Annotated in this window: 17 protein-coding genes; 16 read left to right on the top strand and 1 reads right to left on the bottom strand. The window is 32.3% G+C overall.

Annotated elements, in window-relative coordinates:
• Positions 1-34: 34 nt before the first annotated feature.
• The 16 genes from ileS to MHI13_RS07505 all read left to right on the top strand — a co-directional run bounded on the left by ileS (position 35) and on the right by MHI13_RS07505 (position 18,518).
• Positions 35-2,785, top strand: coding sequence for an isoleucine--tRNA ligase (gene ileS, locus MHI13_RS07580; RefSeq protein ID WP_019835563.1), 2,751 nt, complete (start codon positions 35-37; stop codon positions 2,783-2,785).
• A 196-nt stretch (positions 2,786-2,981) separates the two neighbouring features.
• Positions 2,982-4,391 carry an NAD(P)H-binding protein gene (locus tag MHI13_RS07575; RefSeq protein WP_054105492.1) on the top strand — a complete coding sequence of 470 codons (1,410 nt, stop codon included), beginning with the start codon at positions 2,982-2,984 and terminating at the stop codon, positions 4,389-4,391.
• A gap of 192 nt (positions 4,392-4,583) precedes the next feature.
• The gene (locus tag MHI13_RS07570; RefSeq protein WP_017174552.1) at positions 4,584-5,378 is read left to right on the top strand and encodes a VOC family protein; all 795 of its coding nucleotides are present in this window, start codon (positions 4,584-4,586) and stop codon (positions 5,376-5,378) included.
• A gap of 4 nt (positions 5,379-5,382) precedes the next feature.
• Positions 5,383-5,859: a CHAP domain-containing protein gene (locus MHI13_RS07565; protein WP_025987213.1), complete on the top strand. Its 477-nt coding sequence runs from the start codon at positions 5,383-5,385 to the stop codon at positions 5,857-5,859.
• A gap of 84 nt (positions 5,860-5,943) precedes the next feature.
• Positions 5,944-6,420 (top strand): signal peptidase II, encoded by a 477-nt coding sequence (gene lspA, locus MHI13_RS07560; protein ID WP_002448847.1) that lies wholly within the window; start codon positions 5,944-5,946, stop codon positions 6,418-6,420.
• An 11-nt stretch (positions 6,421-6,431) separates the two neighbouring features.
• Positions 6,432-7,349: an RluA family pseudouridine synthase gene (locus MHI13_RS07555; protein ID WP_017174554.1), complete on the top strand. Its 918-nt coding sequence runs from the start codon at positions 6,432-6,434 to the stop codon at positions 7,347-7,349.
• A 267-nt stretch (positions 7,350-7,616) separates the two neighbouring features.
• Positions 7,617-8,144, top strand: coding sequence for a bifunctional pyr operon transcriptional regulator/uracil phosphoribosyltransferase PyrR (pyrR, locus tag MHI13_RS07550; RefSeq protein WP_017174555.1), 528 nt, complete (start codon positions 7,617-7,619; stop codon positions 8,142-8,144).
• A 224-nt stretch (positions 8,145-8,368) separates the two neighbouring features.
• A complete protein-coding gene (locus MHI13_RS07545) occupies positions 8,369-9,682 on the top strand; it encodes a uracil-xanthine permease family protein (protein ID WP_048680024.1) in 1,314 nt (437 codons plus the stop codon).
• 25 nt (positions 9,683-9,707) lie between these two features.
• Complete coding sequence (locus MHI13_RS07540) at positions 9,708-10,601, top strand: aspartate carbamoyltransferase catalytic subunit (protein WP_017174557.1); 894 nt, start codon at positions 9,708-9,710, stop codon at positions 10,599-10,601.
• A gap of 2 nt (positions 10,602-10,603) precedes the next feature.
• Entirely contained in the window at positions 10,604-11,878 is a 1,275-nt protein-coding gene (locus MHI13_RS07535) for a dihydroorotase (protein WP_070548262.1), read from the top strand.
• Position 11,879: 1 nt separating this feature from the next.
• Positions 11,880-12,986: a carbamoyl phosphate synthase small subunit gene (locus MHI13_RS07530; RefSeq protein ID WP_017174559.1), complete on the top strand. Its 1,107-nt coding sequence runs from the start codon at positions 11,880-11,882 to the stop codon at positions 12,984-12,986.
• Positions 12,979-16,152 (top strand): carbamoyl-phosphate synthase large subunit, encoded by a 3,174-nt coding sequence (gene carB / locus MHI13_RS07525; RefSeq protein ID WP_017174560.1) that lies wholly within the window; start codon positions 12,979-12,981, stop codon positions 16,150-16,152. Before MHI13_RS07530 ends, carB begins: the two co-directional genes overlap by 8 nt.
• A gap of 100 nt (positions 16,153-16,252) precedes the next feature.
• Positions 16,253-16,945 (top strand): orotidine-5'-phosphate decarboxylase, encoded by a 693-nt coding sequence (pyrF, locus tag MHI13_RS07520; protein WP_017174561.1) that lies wholly within the window; start codon positions 16,253-16,255, stop codon positions 16,943-16,945.
• 1 nt (position 16,946) lies between these two features.
• The gene (gene pyrE / locus MHI13_RS07515) at positions 16,947-17,555 is read left to right on the top strand and encodes an orotate phosphoribosyltransferase (protein WP_017174562.1); all 609 of its coding nucleotides are present in this window, start codon (positions 16,947-16,949) and stop codon (positions 17,553-17,555) included.
• Between the two features lie 14 nt (positions 17,556-17,569).
• The gene (locus tag MHI13_RS07510) at positions 17,570-17,794 is read left to right on the top strand and encodes a hypothetical protein (RefSeq protein WP_231103763.1); all 225 of its coding nucleotides are present in this window, start codon (positions 17,570-17,572) and stop codon (positions 17,792-17,794) included.
• 319 nt (positions 17,795-18,113) lie between these two features.
• Positions 18,114-18,518: a VOC family protein gene (locus MHI13_RS07505; RefSeq protein WP_017174564.1), complete on the top strand. Its 405-nt coding sequence runs from the start codon at positions 18,114-18,116 to the stop codon at positions 18,516-18,518.
• A gap of 61 nt (positions 18,519-18,579) precedes the next feature.
• On the opposite strand, the gene MHI13_RS07500 is transcribed toward MHI13_RS07505, so the two are convergent.
• A complete protein-coding gene (locus MHI13_RS07500) occupies positions 18,580-20,283 on the bottom strand; it encodes an Rqc2 family fibronectin-binding protein (protein ID WP_049420307.1) in 1,704 nt (567 codons plus the stop codon).
• Positions 20,284-20,318: the final 35 nt, after the last annotated feature.

The raw sequence follows: 20,318 nt of genomic DNA, 5'->3' as shown, positions 1-20,318 counted from the left end.
TTAGAGTTCTTTTTATATTTAAGGAGTGGAAAATATGAATTACAAAGAAACGTTATTAATGCCAAAAACCGACTTTCCAATGCGAGGAGGTTTACCTAATAAAGAGCCAAAAATTCAAGAGCAATGGGAAGCAAATAATCATTATCAAAAAGCTTTAGAGAAAAATGAAGGAAATCAATCATTTATTTTGCATGATGGCCCACCTTATGCAAATGGTAATCTTCACATGGGACATGCATTAAATAAAATTATTAAAGATATTATTGTACGTTATAAAACGATGCAAGGATTTTACTCACCTTACGTTCCAGGATGGGATACACATGGTTTACCAATTGAACAAGCATTGACTAAAAAAGGCGTTGATCGCAAAAAAATGTCAATTGCTGAGTTTAGAGAAAAATGTAAAGAATTTGCTTTAGAACAAGTTGAACTTCAAAAACAAGATTTTAAACGTTTAGGTGTACGTGGGGACTTTAATAATCCTTATATTACTCTTAAACCTGAATATGAAGCAGCTCAAATTCGTTTGTTCGGTGAAATGGCTGATAAAGGATTAATTTATAAAGGTAAAAAACCTGTTTATTGGTCACCATCAAGTGAATCTTCACTTGCTGAAGCTGAAATTGAATATCACGATAAACGTTCAGCATCTATTTATGTAGCCTTTGATGTTAAAGATTCAAAAGGTACTATCGATGAGGATGCTCAATTTATTATCTGGACAACTACACCTTGGACATTACCTTCTAACGTAGCAATTACAGTTCATCCAGATTTGAAATATGGTCAATATAATGTAAATGGTAAGAAATACGTGATTGCTGAAGCTTTAGCTGAAAGTGTTTCTGAAGCATTAGGCTGGGATAAAGATACTATTCAATTGGAAAAAGAATTTACAGGGAAAGAATTAGAGTATGTTGAAGCACAACATCCTTTCTTAGATCGAGTGTCATTAGTCATTAATGGTGGTCATGTAACAACTGATGCTGGTACTGGTTGTGTACACACTGCCCCTGGTCACGGGGAAGATGACTATATTGTAGGTCAAAAATACGATTTACCTGTCATCAGTCCTTTGGATGATAAAGGTGTCTTCACAGAGGAAGGCGGACAATTTGAAGGTATGTTCTATGATAAAGCAAATAAAGCTGTAACAGACCTTTTAACTGATAAAGACGCCTTATTAAAATTAGACTTTATTACACATAGTTATCCACATGATTGGCGTACTAAAAAACCAGTTATTTTCCGTGCAACACCTCAGTGGTTTGCTTCAATTAATAAAGTAAGACAAGATATCTTAGATGCGATTGAAGAGACTGATTTTAAAGTGGATTGGGGTAAAACACGTATTTATAATATGATTCGTGACCGTGGTGAATGGGTAATTTCTCGTCAACGTGTATGGGGTGTACCATTGCCTGTATTTTACGCTGAAAATGGCGATATTATTATGACAAAAGAAACAGTCAATCATGTAGCTGATTTATTTGAAGAATATGGTTCAAATGTTTGGTTTGAAAGAGAAGCTAAAGATTTATTACCAGAAGGATTCACACATCCTGGAAGCCCTAATGGAGAATTTACTAAAGAAACAGATATTATGGATGTTTGGTTTGACTCTGGTTCATCTCATAGAGGCGTGTTAGAAACTCGTCCAGAATTGCGTTTCCCATCCGATTTATATTTTGAAGGTAGTGACCAATATCGTGGTTGGTTTAACTCTTCAATTACTACAGCAGTTGCGACTAGAGGACAAGCACCTTATAAATTCTTATTGTCACATGGTTTCGTAATGGATGGCGAAGGTAAAAAAATGAGTAAATCTTTAGGTAACGTTATCGTTCCTAATCAAGTAGTAAAACAAAAAGGTGCAGATATTGCACGATTATGGGTAAGTAGTACAGACTACTTAGCAGATGTACGTATTTCAGATGAAATTTTAAAACAAACGTCTGATGTTTATAGAAAAATCAGAAATACTTTAAGATTTATGTTAGGTAATATTAATGACTTTAATCCTGAAACAGACAGTGTAGCTGAACATGAATTATTAGAAGTAGATCGTTACTTATTGAATCGCTTACGTGAATTCACTGCTAGTACTATTAATCACTATGATAACTTTGATTACTTAAATATTTATCAAGAAGTTCAAAACTTTATCAATGTTGAATTAAGTAACTTCTATTTAGATTATGGTAAAGATATTCTTTATATTGAACAAAAAGACGCACATAAACGTCGTAGTATGCAAACAGTGTTGTACCAAATTTTAGTAGATATGACTAAATTACTTGCTCCTATTTTAGTACATACTGCCGAAGAAGTATGGTCTCATACACCACATGTTAAAGAAGAAAGTGTTCACTTAGCAGATATGCCAAAAGTTGTTGACGTTGATCAAGAATTATTAGATAAATGGAATCAATTTATGTCATTACGTGATGATGTAAACCGTGCATTAGAAGCAGCACGTAATGAAAAAGTTATCGGTAAATCTCTTGAAGCTAAAGTAGTGATTGGAAACAATGATCACTTTAAAGCTGCAGAATTTTTACAACAATTTAATGACTTACAACAATTATTTATCGTCTCTCAAGTTGAAGTGACTGAAAAAGTAGACAATGGAAATGAATACCAACATGGTGACATTCGTATTGAACATGCTTCAGGTGAAAAATGTGAAAGATGTTGGAATTATAGTGAAACATTAGGATCTGTTGGTGAACTTGATCATTTATGTCCACGTTGTCAAGAAGTCGTAAAAACTTTAGTTTAATTCAATAGAGATAGAACGCTTGTAACCTAATTAAGGGTTACGAGCGTTTTTTTATAAAGTATATAAATATTAAATAATAATAATTTGAAAATATATCTGAATAGAGTTTCAAGTTTAGATAAAAACGGATGAGGTTATATCAAATAATAAGTGATAGAATGTTTCTCGTAAGTAATATAGGAAGAGAGATAAAATGATGGGTAAGATTTTACTAACAGAGGCTTCTGGATATATTGGTAGTCACTTAAAAGATAAATTAAAAGTTAATCATGAGATTATCGCAATATCAAGAAATGCTCAAAATAAAAAAAATGAAAAAAATGTAACTTGGAAATCAGCAGATTTATTTGATTTAGATGCTATAACTGAAGTAATGAAAGGTATAGATACTGCGATTTATCTTGGTCATTCAATGAAGACAAGTGCTAAACTTACACAGGCTAATTTTGAAGATATGGATGCACTACTAGCTGATAATGTTGGGCGCGTAGCGAAAAAACATGGGGTCAAACACATTATATTTATGAGTGGTATTATCACGAATGATAGTCATTTGTCACTTCACTTAAAAAGTCGGTTAGAATGTGAAAAAATATTAAGATATTATGGTGTCCCTGTAAGCACATTACGTGCTGGGTTAATTATAGATTCAAACGGTAGTTCATATCCTATTTTTAAAAGAATGATAGAGCGTTTGTCAGCAATGATTCTACCGAACTGGGCTTACAATATGATTGCGCCAGTATCTATGGATGATGTTATTGATAAATTAGCTATGTTAGTCGAACGTTCTCCTAAAGAAAATGAAGTATTTAATATTACAAGGCCTAAGGTAATGAATTATCAAGAATTATTTGAACGTATAGCGACTATTCTTGATAAACATTTGTTTATATTGCACTTACCAACCATCCTTATTCGGTTAAGTCGATATTGGATTAAAGAGAAAATGAATGGTAAAGAAAATGTGAAAAAAGCACTTAAAGAAAAACAAGATGAACAACAAATAATAACTACAAAACAATCTAAATCAAATCAAAATAAGAGAGATGAAGTTAAAGATGTTAGAGCAATGACGCGTTTTAGAATTCCGGAAAGTTATTCGATACAGGATGTAACAAGAGAATATGCAGAATTTATTAATAATATCACGCTCCATTTAGTAAATGGTACCATTAATGAGCATGAATTTAATATTCAATTACCATTAATAAGGAAATGTATTTTAAAAATGAAAAGAGATAATCATGATTCTATTAATGAAATGATTGTGTATAAAATTGTTGGTGGAGATTTAGCTATGGTTAAAGACAGTAGTAATGCACGATTTGAATTTAGACGTATATTAGATACCAACGAAGGTATTGCAGCGTTGCAAGGATATGAACCAACATTACCATGGGGAGTTTATAAGTTTACTCAAGCCATTGCACATAAGTTTGTGATGGGTGTATTCAAACAGTATATGAATCATTTAGCTAGTTATGAAAAAGATAAACAAGATTCCGTTAATAAAATTTTTACTAATCTTGCTATGACTACTGGTGTAATGTTTGGTGCATGTGTTGGTACAAGAATCTACAATAAAGTTTTAGCTAAAAAATAATGTACTTTATATATATTTAAAAGTTTTCGATGGAAACGCAATGAAGTTCTCTCTATCGAAAGCTTTTTTAGTCTAAATAGTTGAATATTACGCATTAAGACTGATAAAATTTTAAATATTTTATTATAGAATAATCATTAATCATAGCTTTTTTAAATTGAAAGAGAGATTTTAAAATTTAGGAGGTGTCCTATGTTTCATGATAATGATGCACATTTTATTAATGGTATCACTTTAAATGTAAGAGATTTACGTACTTTACAACCGTTCTATGAAGAATTATTAGGGTTTAAAAAAGTGGAAGAGACATTAACCGCTGTCAAATATCAAGTTGGAGACAGTCACCATTATATTACTTTAAGAGAGATAAAGTCTGGACGAAATCCTTTATCTCAAGAAGCTGGTTTATTTTATATAGGAATTCAATTATCCAATAAACAACATCTGGCAGATCTAATCGAAAAGTTAAATGATTATGAGTTACCAATTAATGGTGGAGAACAAAATGTATGTACATTTATTTTTGTCGAAGATCCAGAAGGTCATATGTTTAAATTTTATGTTGATAAAGCGATTTCTGATTGGAAACAAGAAAGTGAATGGATTAGACTCAATATTAAGCCGCTCGATGTTTCTTCATTATTACCATATGCATCCACCATCGGATGGCAAGGTTTACCTAATGATAGTAAAATTGGGAATATTAGTTTAAAAACCATTCGATTAAATGAAGTAAGAGAGTATTATTTAAACCATTTTGGACTAGTACCTTCTGCATATTTAGATGATGAATCGTTTTATTTAGCTTCTGAACAATATTATTGTCATCTTTCAATGAATCAATGGAATTCAAAAATAAAGCGAATAGATAATGAACATACTTATGGTTTATCTATCGTTGACTTTCATTATCCAGAAACACATCATATCAATATAAAAGGTCCAGATGGTATCCAGTTTAGATTTAATTTTATAGAGGTAGAGTGATGAAATGAAAAAATGGATTTTTTTAATGGTGTTTGTGTGCATGATATTTACGGCCGGTGCAGTTTTTGATGGTCTAGACAATCAAGATATGACTGAACCTACAATTCATTTTTGGGAAAAAAATCCTATGAAATATAACACATACGCTAAAGGTCAATGTACTTACTATGTATTTGATCGAGTAAAAGAAGACCATCATTTAATAAGTAACCAATGGGGTGACGCTAAACATTGGGCAAATAAGGCTAAGAAACAAGGGTATACAGTCAATGAAAATCCAACTAAGGGTTCTATTTTACATTATCCAAAAGGAAAACATGGACATGTTGCTTATGTAGAACAAGTCAATAATGATGGCTCTTTAATAGTCTCTGATATGAATTTCAGAAAACCTTACGAAATTACAACACGTTTTGTAGATGTTGATCAAGTCGATCAATTTAATTATATTCATCCTAAAAGTAACACAAATATGACATAGAAGATTGTAGCTTTTTTTATGCTAAGTAGTAGGCTATAATGTAGAGTGTTGTCAAAGAGTTGAGGGCTGAATGGAGGCACATGAATGAAAAAGAAATATTATATTGGTTTATCTTTAATAGTAGCCATCGTGATTTTAATTATAGACCAATTAACTAAAAAAATAATTACAGCAACCATGAACATTGGTGATTCTTATGAAGTGATTCCTCATTTTTTAAATATTACATCACATAGAAATAATGGTGCAGCATGGGGGATTTTAAGTGGTAAAATGGGATTTTTCTATATTATTACTCTTATTATTTTAGCTGTACTTATTATATTTTATATTAAAGAAACTAAATATAATGCGTTTATGCAAGTTGCAATTAGCTTATTATTTGCTGGTGCATTAGGTAACTTTATCGATCGTTTATTCAATGGTGAAGTTGTTGATTTCATTGATACAAATATTTTTGGATATGATTTTCCAATTTTTAATATCGCAGATTCAAGCTTAACAATTGGTGTTATTTTTGTCATTATTGCATTGGTTAAGGATGCAACTAAAAAAGAATAGGAGGGCACGTAGTGGAAACGTATGAATATAAAATAGAAGATGAAGCACTCGTAGGTCAGCGTATTGATAAATTATTATCTGATTTCAATAGTGAGTGGTCTAGAAGTCAACTTCAAGATTGGATTAAAAATGATTTAGTCACTGTTAATGGTAAAATAATCAAATCAAATTATAAAGTTAAATTAAATGATGAGATTCAAGTGACTGAAAAAGAAGTGGTTGAAGCCGATATTTTACCGGAGAACCTCAATTTAGATATTTATTATGAAGATGAAGATGTAGCCATTGTTTATAAACCTAAAGGCATGGTTGTACACCCTTCACCAGGTCATTATACAGGTACATTAGTTAATGGGTTAATGTATCAAATTAAAGATTTATCAGGTATCAATGGAGAGATACGTCCTGGTATTGTTCATCGTATTGATAAAGATACGTCTGGTTTACTTATGGTAGCTAAAAATGATATAGCACATCGTGGTCTAGTAGAACAACTTATGGATAAAACAGTAAAGCGTAAGTATACAGCTTTAGTACATGGTAATATCCCTCATGATTATGGAACAATTGATGCTCCAATAGGCAGAAACAAAAAAGACCGTCAATCTATGGATGTTGTTGATGATGGAAAAGAAGCAGTGACTCATTTTAATGTAATAGAACATTTCAATGACTATACATTAATTGAATGTCAATTAGAAACAGGTCGTACTCATCAAATTCGTGTTCATATGAAATATATTGGGTTCCCACTTGTTGGAGATCCTAAATATGGTCCTAGAAAAACATTAGATATTGGTGGACAAGCTTTACATGCTGGAGTTATTGGTTTTGAACATCCTGTCACTCATGAATATATTGAACGTCATGCTGAGTTACCTCAAGAGTTTCAATCGCTATTAGAAGATATTCGATTAAGAGAATCATAAAATTAGAGAACAAAGTCGTAAATTAAAAGAAAGCATATTGACTTATGAACTAAAAAGATTTAAGCTAATAACAGTTAAAATTAAACAAAACAGTGTCTTTTAAAAAGAGTCCAGAGAGGCTCAAAAGACAGGGTGACTAATGATATAAATATGATTAACTTTAATTGTTCGATTGTTATCAGACGAATCATATAAAATATTTTTATATACATTAAACCTCATGTCTTTGTAAAAGGCATGAGGTTTTTTCTTTTAAGAGGTGTAATCATGTCAGAACGTATTATTATGGACGAAGCAGCTATACAACGTACTGTTACACGTATAGCACATGAAATTCTAGAATATAATAAAGGAACTGAACAACTTGTTCTTTTAGGTATTAAAACAAGAGGCGAATTTTTAGCACGTCGTATTCAAGAAAAAATTAAACAAATTGAACATCATGTAGTTCCAACAGGTACGATTGACATTACTCATTTTAGAGATGATATTGAAAACTCGAAAAAGCCTATCACTAAAGATGCCATTGAAATTGATCAAGATGTTACAGATAAGATAGTGATCATTATTGATGATGTACTTTATACTGGACGAACAGTTAGAGCATCTTTAGATGCAATTTTATTACATTCTCGACCTATAAAAATTGGCCTCGCTGCCCTTGTGGATCGTGGCCATCGTGAACTGCCAATTAGAGCAGACTTTGTTGGAAAGAATATACCTACTGCAAAAGATGAAGCAGTATCTGTTTATCTTGAAGAAATAGATGATAGAAATGCAGTAGTAATTGAATAACTAACCTTTTAAACCAGTACGAGAGACTGAAAAAGGTAAAGTATTTAATGGTGAGCGTGTAATGTATTTATTAATTGGATAGATGATATGTCTCACTTAAATTAAATACTTTTCCTATGTCATGTTATAAAAAACTTAAAGAAGCTTTTTATAATATTTCATTAATTTATTTTAGTCTCTTTACCATAGTGTAAAGAGACTTTTTTAGAAAGGAAGAACATTTCATGGAAAATGAGCAAATGTTTAAACGTACTGTCAAACCAGTACTAGATGTAAAAGATAAACCAAAACCAGCACAATGGGCGTTTTTAAGCTTACAACATCTATTTGCAATGTTTGGTTCAACTGTCCTTGTTCCATTTTTAACAGGGTTACCTATTTCTGCAGCATTATTAGCATCTGGGATAGGAACATTACTATATATATTAATTACTAAAGCAAAGATACCTGCCTATTTAGGTTCAAGCTTTGCATTTATTACTCCAATTATTACGGGGTTAAGTACACACAGTTTAGGAGATATGCTTGTCGCATTATTCGCTAGTGGCGTAATGTATATCGTTATTGGTATCTTCATAAAATTAAGTGGTACCGGTTGGTTGATGCATCTTTTACCACCAGTTGTTGTTGGTCCAGTTATTATGGTCATTGGTTTAAGTCTCGCACCAACAGCAGTAAACATGGCAATGTATGAGAATTCAGGAGATATGAAGGGTTACAATTTAAGCTATTTATTAGTAGCATTAGTAACTTTACTAGTAACTATTATTGTTCAAGGATTCTTTAAAGGCTTCCTTTCTCTTATTCCTGTGTTAATAGGAATTATTGTAGGTTATATTGTGTCAATTTTTGTAGGCATTGTTAATTTCAAACCAATTGCTAAAGCCAGTTGGCTAGATTTTCCAGATATATATTTACCATTTAAAGATTATGTTCCATCGATACATATCGGACTTATTTTAGTCATGTTGCCTATAGTATTTGTAACAGTCAGTGAACATATTGGCCATCAAATGGTAATTAATAAAATTGTAGGACGTAATTTCTTTGAAAATCCAGGTTTACATCGTTCAATTATAGGTGATGGTGTTTCAACAATGTTCGCTAGTATTATTGGAGGACCGCCTAGTACAACTTATGGCGAAAATATTGGTGTACTCGCAATTACAAAAATATATAGTATCTATGTCATTGGTGGCGCAGCAGTGATTGCAATTATCTTATCATTTATAGGTAAGTTCTCAGCATTAATTTCATCAATTCCTACACCAGTTATGGGTGGTGTATCTATCTTATTATTCGGTATTATTGCAGCAAGTGGACTTAGAATGTTGGTAGAAAGTCGTGTTGATTTTGCTAGTAATCGTAATTTAGTTATTGCATCAGTAGTACTAGTAGTTGGTATTGGAAATTTACTTATCAATTTAAAAAGTCTTGGTGTGAACCTACAAATTGAAGGCATGGCTTTAGCAGCATTATCAGGAATCATATTAAATCTTATTTTGCCAAAAGAAAAAGAAGAATCAGACATTAAATAAAAGAGGATCTTTTAGGAGGCAGGTCATGAAAAATTTATTTTCAATGGAATATTTAACAAACGACGATATTTTTAATCTTATTCAAACAGCGAGTCGTTTTAAATCAGGAAAAGAAATTGTCCCTCAGTATGAAGGAAAATATGTATCTAACTTATTCTTTGAAAATTCAACACGTACAAAATGCAGTTTTGAAGTAGCTGAACTTAATCTTGGATTGAAACAAGTTAACTTTGAAACAAGCACTTCTTCAGTACAAAAAGGAGAATCACTTTATGACACTTGTAAAACGTTAGAGAGTATTGGCGTCAATTTATTAGTCATTAGACATCCTCAAAATGCATATTACGAAGAACTAGAAAATTTAAATATTCCGATTGCAAATGCTGGAGATGGTAGTGGTCAGCATCCTACTCAAAGCTTATTGGATATAATGACGATTTATGAAGAATACGAAACGTTTGAAGGATTAAATATTTTAATATGTGGAGATATTAAAAATTCTCGTGTAGCAAGAAGTAATTATACAAGTTTAACCTCACTTGGCGCTAAAGTAATGTTCTCAAGTCCTAATGAATGGGTAGATGAAACATTAGATGCTCCCTATGTAAATATTGATGATGTGATTGATAAAGTTGATATCATTATGCTTTTAAGAGTTCAACATGAAAGACATGGTATTACTGATGAAGCAAACTTTAAAGCTGATCATTATCATGAACAATATGGGTTAACTAAAGAAAGGTATCGTCGTTTAAAAGATGATGCGATAGTGATGCATCCTGCTCCAGTAAATCGTGGCGTAGAAATCGATAGTGAACTAGTTGAAGCACCTAAGTCAAGAATCTTTAAACAAATGGAAAATGGAATGTATTTAAGAATGGCTGTAATAGATAAACTTTTATCAAGAAAAGGAGAATAATTATGAAACTTATAAAAAATGCTAAAATTTTAGACAATAGTGAACTTAAATCAACGTCAATTTTAATTGATGGACAATATATCAAGGAAATGAATGAAAATATTAATATTGATGAAGGTACTGAAGTCATTGATGCAAATGGTCAGTTTGTAGCACCAGGACTAGTAGATGTGCATGTACATTTAAGAGAACCAGGTGGAGAACATAAAGAAACAATTGAAACTGGAACAAAAGCAGCTGCACGTGGCGGGTTTACAACAGTATGTCCTATGCCTAATACACGTCCTGTACCTGATACAGTAGAACACATGGATCAGTTGCAATCATTAATTAAAGAAAATGCACAAGTCCGTGTCTTACCTTATGCATCAATTACAATTCGTCAAGCTGGTAAAGAGCATGTTGATTTTGAAGCACTTTCAAAAGAGGGTGCATTTGCATTTACAGATGATGGTGTAGGTGTTCAGGAGTCAGCAATGATGTATGAAGCGATGCAACAAGCTGCAAAATTAAATAAAGCAGTTGTTGCTCATTGTGAAGATAATAGCTTAATTTATGGTGGTGCAATGCATCAAGGTAAACGTAGTGAAGAATTAGGTATTCCTGGCATTCCAAACATTTGTGAATCTGTACAAATTGCACGAGACGTTTTATTAGCAGAAGCAGCAAATTGTCACTATCATGTGTGCCACGTTTCAACAAAAGAAAGTGTAAGAGCAATTCGTGATGCTAAAGCAGCAGGCATTCATGTTACTGCTGAAGTGACACCACATCATCTGTTATTAACTGAAGATGATGTTCCAGGTGATAATGCCATTTTTAAAATGAATCCACCATTAAGAAGTAAAGAAGATAGAGATGCATTATTAGAAGGATTACTAGATGGTACCATTGATTGTATTGCTACAGATCACGCGCCTCATGCCAAAGAAGAAAAAGCTCAGCCAATGACAAAAGCACCATTTGGTATTGTAGGAAGTGAAACAGCCTTCCCATTATTATATACTCATTTTGTTAAAAATGGAGACTGGTCATTACAACAACTTGTTGATTACTTAACAATTAAACCAGCACAAATATTTGATTTACCTTATGGAAAATTAGAAGAAGGCAGCTATGCAGACTTAACAATCATCAATTTAGATGAAGAAAGAGAAATTCGTGGTGAAGACTTCTTATCTAAAGCAGATAATACACCATTTATAGGATATAAAGTATATGGTAACCCTGTTTTAACAATGGTTGAGGGTGAAGTTAAATTTAAGGAGGACAAGTAAAATGTTTGAACGTAGATATCTCGTATTTGAAGATGGTTCATATTATGAAGGATATAAATTAGGGTCAGATCAATTATCAATCGGTGAAATTGTATTTAATACAGCGATGACTGGATATCAAGAAACGATTTCTGATCCATCATATACTGGTCAAATTGTTACATTTACTTATCCTTTAATTGGAAATTATGGTATTAATAGAGACGATTTTGAATCACTTACGCCTACATTAAATGGGGTAGTGGTTAAGGAAGCAAGTACGCATCCAAGTAATTTTAGAAAACAAAAAACATTACATGAAGTGCTTGTTCAATATCAAATTCCTGGTATTTCAGGGGTAGATACACGCAGTATTACTAGAAAAATTAGAAAATATGGTGTATTAAAAGCAGGATTTACTGACAATAAAGAGGAAATTGAATCACTTGCAGCTAACTTAAAAACTGCAGAATTACCTCGTGATGAGGTAACTACTGTGTCAACAAAAACACCGTATGTATCAACAGGCTCAGATTTAAGCGTCGTGTTATTAGACTTTGGTAAAAAGCAAAATATTGTTAGAGAGCTTAATTCAAGAGGATGTAATGTTACTGTAGTACCTTATGATACTTCAGCAGAGGAAATATTAGCAATGTCACCAGATGGTGTCATGCTTTCAAATGGACCTGGAGATCCAGAAGAAGTTAATGTTGCCTTAGATATGATTAAAGGTGTTTTAGGAAATATACCATTCTTTGGCATTTGTCTTGGTCATCAGTTATTTGCATTATCTCAAGGTGCCAAAGCATTTAAGATGAAGTTCGGACATCGTGGTGCGAATCATCCTGTAAAAGATTTACGCACAGGTAAAGTAGATATCACAAGTCAAAATCACGGTTATGCTATTGATAAAGACTCATTAGAAAATACAGATTTAGAAGTGACACATATTGCTTTAAATGATGGTACGGTTGAAGGATTAAGACATAAAACATTACCAGCCTTTTCAGTGCAATATCATCCAGAGGCAAGACCAGGCCCAAGTGACTCAAATTACTTATTTGATGAGTTCTTAGACATGATGAGAGATTTTAAAGATAATAAAAAGGAGAGTAAAACGAATGCCTAAACGTGACGATATTAAAACGATTTTAGTAATTGGTTCAGGTCCTATTATTATTGGACAAGCTGCAGAATTTGACTATGCTGGAACACAAGCGTGTCTTGCTTTAAAAGAAGAAGGATACCGTGTTATTTTAGTAAACTCAAATCCTGCAACCATTATGACTGATAAAGAAATTGCAGATAAAGTATATATTGAACCTTTAACTCATGACTTTATTGCACGTATCATTCGTAAAGAACAACCTGATGCATTATTACCTACATTAGGTGGACAAACAGGTTTAAATATGGCAATACAATTACATGATAGCGGTGTATTAAAAGCAAATAATGTAGAGTTATTAGGTACAAAATTAGAATCTATACAACAAGCAGAAGATAGAGAATTATTCCGATCATTGATGAATGAATTAGATGTTCCGGTACCTGAAAGTGATATAGTAAATACTGTAGAACAAGCATTTGCATTCAAAGAACAAGTAGGATATCCATTAATTGTACGTCCTGCCTTTACAATGGGGGGTACTGGTGGTGGTATCTGTCATAATGATGAAGAATTAAAAGAAGTTGTAAGTAATGGATTACATTATAGTCCAGCGACTCAATGTTTAATTGAAAAATCAATAGCAGGATATAAAGAAATTGAATATGAAGTGATGCGTGATAAAAATGACAATGCCATTGTAGTATGTAATATGGAAAATATTGACCCAGTAGGTATCCATACTGGAGATTCAGTTGTTGTAGCTCCTAGTCAGACACTATCAGATGTTGAATACCAAATGTTACGTGATGTATCGCTTAAAGTGATTCGTGCTTTAGGTATTGAAGGTGGTTGTAATGTACAGCTGGCTTTAGATCCATATTCATTAAATTATTACATTATTGAAGTTAATCCACGTGTGTCTCGTTCATCTGCACTAGCATCAAAAGCAACAGGCTATCCAATTGCTAAATTAGCGGCTAAAATTGCGGTTGGTTTAACATTAGATGAGATGCTAAATCCTATAACTGGAACATCTTATGCTGCGTTTGAACCAACACTTGATTATGTCATTTCAAAAATTCCACGTTTCCCATTTGATAAATTCGAAAAAGGTGAACGTGAATTAGGAACACAAATGAAGGCTACTGGTGAAGTGATGGCTATTGGTCGTACATATGAAGAATCATTATTAAAAGCGATTCGTTCATTAGAATATGGTGTCCATCATCTTGGTTTACCAAACGGTGAAAGTTATGACTTAGACTACATTAAAGAACGTATTAGTCATCAAGATGATGAGCGTTTATTCTTTATTGGTGAAGCGATTCGACGTGGCACATCATTACAAGAAATTCATGAAATGACTAAAATTGATTATTTCTTCTTAAATAAATTCCTTAATATTATTCATATTGAACATGAACTTAAAGCGCATCCAGGAGACTTAGAATATCTTAAATATGCAAAAGATTATGGTTTCAGTGATAAAGTGATTGCTCATCGCTTTGATATGACTGAAGAAGAAGTATATCAATTACGTCAAGATAATGATATTAAACCTGTGTATAAAATGGTAGACACGTGTGCAGCAGAATTTGAATCATCTACACCATACTATTACGGAACATATGAAACAGAAAATGAATCTATAGTTACAGATAAAGAGAAAATTTTAGTATTAGGTTCTGGACCAATACGTATCGGACAAGGTGTAGAGTTTGATTATGCGACAGTGCATGCAGTTTGGGCAATTCAAAATGCCGGATATGAAGCAATCATTGTTAATAATAATCCAGAGACAGTATCAACAGACTTTTCAATTTCAGATAAATTATATTTTGAACCGCTAACTGAAGAAGATGTAATGAATATCATTAATTTAGAGCAACCTAAAGGTGTAGTAGTTCAATTTGGTGGTCAAACAGCAATCAATTTAGCTGATAAATTAGCTAAACATGGTGTGAAAATCTTAGGAACATCATTAGAAGATTTAAATCGTGCAGAAGATAGAAAAGAATTTGAAGCACTTTTAAGAAAAATTGATGTGCCACAACCTAAAGGTAAAACAGCCACTTCTCCTAAAGAAGCATTAGAAAATGCACGTGAAATTGGTTATCCAGTAGTTGTACGACCTTCTTATGTATTAGGTGGCCGTGCCATGGAAATTGTAAATAGTGATGCAGAATTAGAAGACTATATGGAACAAGCTGTTAAAGCAAGTCCAGAACATCCAGTATTAGTGGATAGATATTTAACAGGTAAAGAAATAGAAGTCGATGCAATTTCTGATGGTGAAACAGTTATTATTCCGGGTATTATGGAGCACATTGAACGTGCAGGTGTTCATAGCGGTGATTCAATTGCAGTGTATCCACCACAAACATTGAGCGATGAAGAAATAAATACACTCGAAGATTATACAATTAAATTAGCTAAAGGATTAAACATTGTGGGTCTCATCAATATTCAATTCGTTATTGCACATGATGGTGTGTATGTATTAGAAGTTAACCCACGTGCAAGTCGTACAGTGCCTTTCTTAAGTAAAATTACTGATATTCAAATGGCACAACTTGCCATGCAAGCGATAATGGGCACAAAACTTAAAGATTTAGGCTATCAACAAGGTATTCAACCATATTCAGAGGGTGTGTTTGTTAAAGCACCGGTATTTAGTTTTAATAAATTAAAAAATGTTGACGTGACACTTGGACCTGAAATGAAATCTACCGGTGAAGTGATGGGTAAAGATTTAACACTTGAAAAAGCTTTATATAAAGGTTTAACAGGTAGTGGTGTAGAAGTAAAAGATCATGGTACCGTATTAATGACAGTAAGTGATAAAGATAAAGAAGAAATCGTTGATATTGCGCACCGTTTAAATGAAGTAGGTTATAAAATCTTAGCTACACAAGGTACTGCACAAAAATTAGAAGCGCACAATATCCCTGTTGAAGTTGTTGGTAAAATCGGTGGAGAAGATGATTTATTAACACGTATCCAAAATGGGGATGTACAAATTGTTATTAACACAATGACAAAAGGTAAAGAAGTTGAAAGAGATGGCTTCCAAATTCGACGTACTACTGTAGAAAACGGAGTGCCATGTTTAACTTCATTAGATACTGCAAGTGCATTAACAAATGTCATTGAAAGTATGACATTTTCAATGAGAAATATGTAATGCCGTAATTATAAGCGACTTATGTGTTAACTTGCTTTATGTTTAAGCACAAGTCGCTTCTTTTTAAAATAAAAGTGAGTTATTTAAAGGAGTTTAATGAATGAGAGATTTACCAATTATAGCTTTAGATTTTGATTCTGAGGATCATGTTCTTGATTTTTTAGATCAATTTGATGAACCACTTTTTGTAAAAGTAGGAATGGAATTATATTATCAAACTGGACCAGCTTTAATTAAGAAAATAAAAGAACGTGGACATGATATATTTTTAGACCTTAAGTTACACGATATTCCTAATACAGTTCAAAAAGCTATGGAGGGTTTAGGTAAGTTAAATGTTGATTTAGTTAACGTGCATGCTGCTGGTGGAACTGAAATGATGAAACATGCTGTAAAAGGGTTACGTAAATATAATGAAACTACTAAAATAATAGCAGTGACTCAATTAACATCAACGACTGAAGAAATGCTACATCAAGAACAAAATATCCAAACGTCTATTGAAGAAGCAGTGTTGAATTATGCAAAATTAGCGCAGGAGTCAGGATTAGATGGCGTAGTATGTTCACCATTAGAAGCTAAATTACTGACAAAGTCTCTAGGTTCTGACTTTTTAAAGGTGACGCCTGGTATCAGACCTAAAGGTGCAGCGGTGAATGATCAAAAACGTATTACAACTCCAGAAGACGCGAAACAATTAGGTTCAACTCACATTGTAGTGGGTCGTCCAATAACTCAAAGTGAGCATCCACAAGAGAGTTATACAAAAATAAAGGAAAGTTGGTTAAGTTAATATGTCAAAACACATAGCAAAATCATTATTAGATATTGAAGCAGTAAGTTTATCACCCAATGACTTATTCACATGGAGTTCAGGCATAAAATCACCTATCTATTGTGATAATCGTATTACATTAGGTTACCCTAAAGTACGTCAAGACATTCGTGATGGATTAAGTGAACTTATTACAGAACATTTTGATAATGTAGAGGTTATTTCAGGAACAGCAACTGCTGGTATTCCACATGCTGCTTATATTTCTGAAAAACTAAACTTACCAATGAACTATGTACGATCTAAAAGTAAAAGTCATGGTAAACAAAATCAAATTGAAGGCGCACAAAGTAAAAATAAAAAAGTCGTTGTCGTGGAAGATTTAATTTCAACAGGGGGATCGTCAATTACTGCAGTGGAAGCTTTAAGAGAAGCAGGGGCTGAAGTCGTAGGTGTAGTTGCAATCTTTACTTATGGTCTAGCTAAAGCAGACGACATGTTCAAACAAGCGAATCTACCATTCTATACGCTAAGTAATTATAATGAACTGATTGAAGTAGCTAAAGAAGAAGGCAAAATTTCAGAAAATGATATTCAAACATTAGTGGATTGGCGCGATAATCTCTAAGTTTCGCTTAAAGGGTGATAAAGTTGTCTAAAGACAAAGATAATAATGCATTTTATAATCAGTTAAAACATGTGAATCAATTTTTATACAGTGAAAAAGAATTTAAACAAACAGCACATGTGTTAACTATTAAAGAAAGTATTAAACATATGCATCACGCACAAATGGAATCTTTTGAGCATACAAGTGACTTCTTTAAAAAAGCCAAAGCACGTTTACGTCAAAAAGATAAAATCTAAATATAGAAAGAAAGATACATATAAATATGAATCAACATATTTATATGTATCTTTTTATATCAATCTATAATTAACTTAACGTATAAAGATTTTAATTAACACCCATCCGATTAATAAAACGATGACCATTGCTAATAGTGGTAGAATATAATGCATCATATTAAATGCCTCCTATTATACTTTTATTTAATTTTAACTGTTTATGGAAAGTTTTCAAAATTAAAGCTACTTTTAATTCAAAGTTCTTAATAGCTAACTTTTTATTATTTTTAAAAATAGTTTAAAATAGACATTAATTATAAATTATAGGAGGATTACAATGGAAATACCTAAAGTAACACCATTTTTAATGTTTAATAATCAAGCTGAAGAAGCAGTCAATTTATATACAAGCTTATTTAAAAACAGTGAGATTTTAACAATGGTAAAATACGGAGAAGATGGTCCTGGAGAACCTGGGACAGTTCAACATTCTATTTTCACATTAAATGGTCAAGTATTCATGGCGATAGATGCCGATAATGGTGAAGAATTACCAATGAATCCTTCCATCTCTTTATATATCACTGTTGAAGATGCTATGGAAATGGAACGTTTATTTAATGGTCTAAAAAAAGAAGGTGCTATACTGATGCCTAAAACTTCTATGCCACCATTTCGTGAGTTTGCATGGGTGCAAGATAAATTTGGAGTAAGTTTCCAACTTGCATTACCAGAAAAATAGACACTATGATATATAAAATCCGTAGATGACTTAAAAAAAGCATCTACGGATTTTTATTTTTTTAATTTTTATCCTGCTTCATACGCTGGATTTGGTCATAATCAGGTGTTGCATATAACGTTTTTTGATTATCATATGTGACAAATCCTGGTTTAGCGCCAGAAGGTTTATGGACATTTTTGATTTCTGTATAGTCTACCGGTATCTGACCAGAATTTCCAGCTTTAGAGAAATATCCCGCAAGCATTGCTGCCTCTTTTATCGTAGTCTCACTCGGTGCATCATTTAAAATGACAACATGCGAACCTGGAATATCTTTAGTATGGAACCATATATGTGATTTTTGAGCTTTACGATTTGTTAAATAATCATTTTGCTTGTTATTTTTACCTACTAAAATCGTGTCTCCATCTGAAGATATATATGTTTGTAAATGGATTTTATCTTGTTTTTTCTTTTTAGTATTTTTACGTTGTTTCATAAATCCTTGTTCTGCCAATTCATCACGAATGTCATCAATTTCATCAACTGTAATATGTTCTAATTGCTGTTCAATATTGGCAAAATAGTCAATATTTTCACGTGTAAGAGCAATTTGAAGATTGAGTTCTTTTTCTCGTGTCTTCATTCGATTATATTGCTTATAGTAGTATTGAGCATTCACGGATGGTGATTTAGTAGGGTCTAATGGAATCGTTACTTCTTCATTAGTATAATAATTTAGAACGTTTATAGACGTGTCACCTTGTTGAATACGATAAATATTAGCAGTAATGAGTTCACCGTATAATTGTTGTGTGTCTTTATCTTTAGCACTCTCGTATTCGTCTATAAGTTTACTTAACTTGTGTTGATATTTTTGTAATTGTTGTTGTACGAAGCGTACTAGATCATTCGCACGTTGTTTTACACGTTCTCGCTCACCTCTAGCATCATAATAACGATCTAACAAATCATGTAATGAATCATAGATAACAATATCATCCGAGAATTGTTTTAATTTCATAAAATAGAAATCTTCTTTACCTGTTTCATGATTTTTATGAAATACTGGTACGGGTACTTTTAATGTTTGGTCAATCACTTCTTCAAAAGCTTGAGGTAGAGTATCTTGATTCATAAATTGGTAACGATTTGTAATTTCATTTGTAATTAGAGGACTAAAGCCTTCAAACGCATTGAGTAATTGTTTAGCAATTTTTCCGGCATTAAAGTCAACGAATTTGAGCACTTCATCACTTGAAATATCATATGGATTTCGTTTGTTTTGAGTAGGAGGAGCTTCATATTTGAAACCAGGCATCACTGTACGATACTGATTTGTATTTGGCGTCAAGTGTTTAAAGCCTTCTATAATTTTATATTGATCATCTACTAGTATTAAATTACTATGTTTACCCATGATTTCCAATATCACTGTTCGATATATCGTATCGCCAATTTCATCTTTACTTTCAATGTCAATTTCTACTCTACGATCATTACCGATTTGTCGTATTGATTTAACAATACCTCCCTCTAAATGCTTACGAAAGACACGTGCAAACATTGGTGGGTCAAAGGGATTGTCGTACTTTTTATTGGTGAGATGCATTCTTGAAAAATTGGGATGAATAGATAACAATAGATGATGGTTTTTACGATTTTGACGAATAATCATAATGATTGTGTCATTTTCTGGTTGATTAATTTTGTGAATTCTACCTGTTACTAAAAATTGTAGTGATTCTATTATCTTTTTTGTAAATAAGCCATCATAAGCCATAATTTTTTCCACCTTCAGTTTTGTCATTCATTATA

The sequence above is a fragment of the Staphylococcus sp. FSL K6-0223 genome (genome assembly GCF_038008285.1).
This window is presented reverse-complemented; position numbering and strand designations above follow the sequence as displayed.

Bases quoted from the DNA above. Each gene is read 5' to 3' on its own strand.
- ileS (WP_019835563.1), top strand. From the start codon at position 35: ATGAATTACAAAGAAACGTTATTAATGCCAAAAACCGACTTTCCAATG.
- MHI13_RS07575 (WP_054105492.1), top strand. From the start codon at position 2,982: ATGGGTAAGATTTTACTAACAGAGGCTTCTGGATATATTGGTAGTCAC.
- MHI13_RS07570 (WP_017174552.1), top strand. From the start codon at position 4,584: ATGTTTCATGATAATGATGCACATTTTATTAATGGTATCACTTTAAAT.
- MHI13_RS07565 (WP_025987213.1), top strand. From the start codon at position 5,383: ATGAAAAAATGGATTTTTTTAATGGTGTTTGTGTGCATGATATTTACG.
- lspA (WP_002448847.1), top strand. From the start codon at position 5,944: ATGAAAAAGAAATATTATATTGGTTTATCTTTAATAGTAGCCATCGTG.
- pyrR (WP_017174555.1), top strand. From the start codon at position 7,617: ATGTCAGAACGTATTATTATGGACGAAGCAGCTATACAACGTACTGTT.
- MHI13_RS07545 (WP_048680024.1), top strand. From the start codon at position 8,369: ATGGAAAATGAGCAAATGTTTAAACGTACTGTCAAACCAGTACTAGAT.
- MHI13_RS07540 (WP_017174557.1), top strand. From the start codon at position 9,708: ATGAAAAATTTATTTTCAATGGAATATTTAACAAACGACGATATTTTT.
- MHI13_RS07535 (WP_070548262.1), top strand. From the start codon at position 10,604: ATGAAACTTATAAAAAATGCTAAAATTTTAGACAATAGTGAACTTAAA.
- MHI13_RS07530 (WP_017174559.1), top strand. From the start codon at position 11,880: ATGTTTGAACGTAGATATCTCGTATTTGAAGATGGTTCATATTATGAA.
- carB (WP_017174560.1), top strand. From the start codon at position 12,979: ATGCCTAAACGTGACGATATTAAAACGATTTTAGTAATTGGTTCAGGT.
- pyrF (WP_017174561.1), top strand. From the start codon at position 16,253: ATGAGAGATTTACCAATTATAGCTTTAGATTTTGATTCTGAGGATCAT.
- pyrE (WP_017174562.1), top strand. From the start codon at position 16,947: ATGTCAAAACACATAGCAAAATCATTATTAGATATTGAAGCAGTAAGT.
- MHI13_RS07505 (WP_017174564.1), top strand. From the start codon at position 18,114: ATGGAAATACCTAAAGTAACACCATTTTTAATGTTTAATAATCAAGCT.
- MHI13_RS07500 (WP_049420307.1), bottom strand. From the start codon at position 20,283: ATGGCTTATGATGGCTTATTTACAAAAAAGATAATAGAATCACTACAA.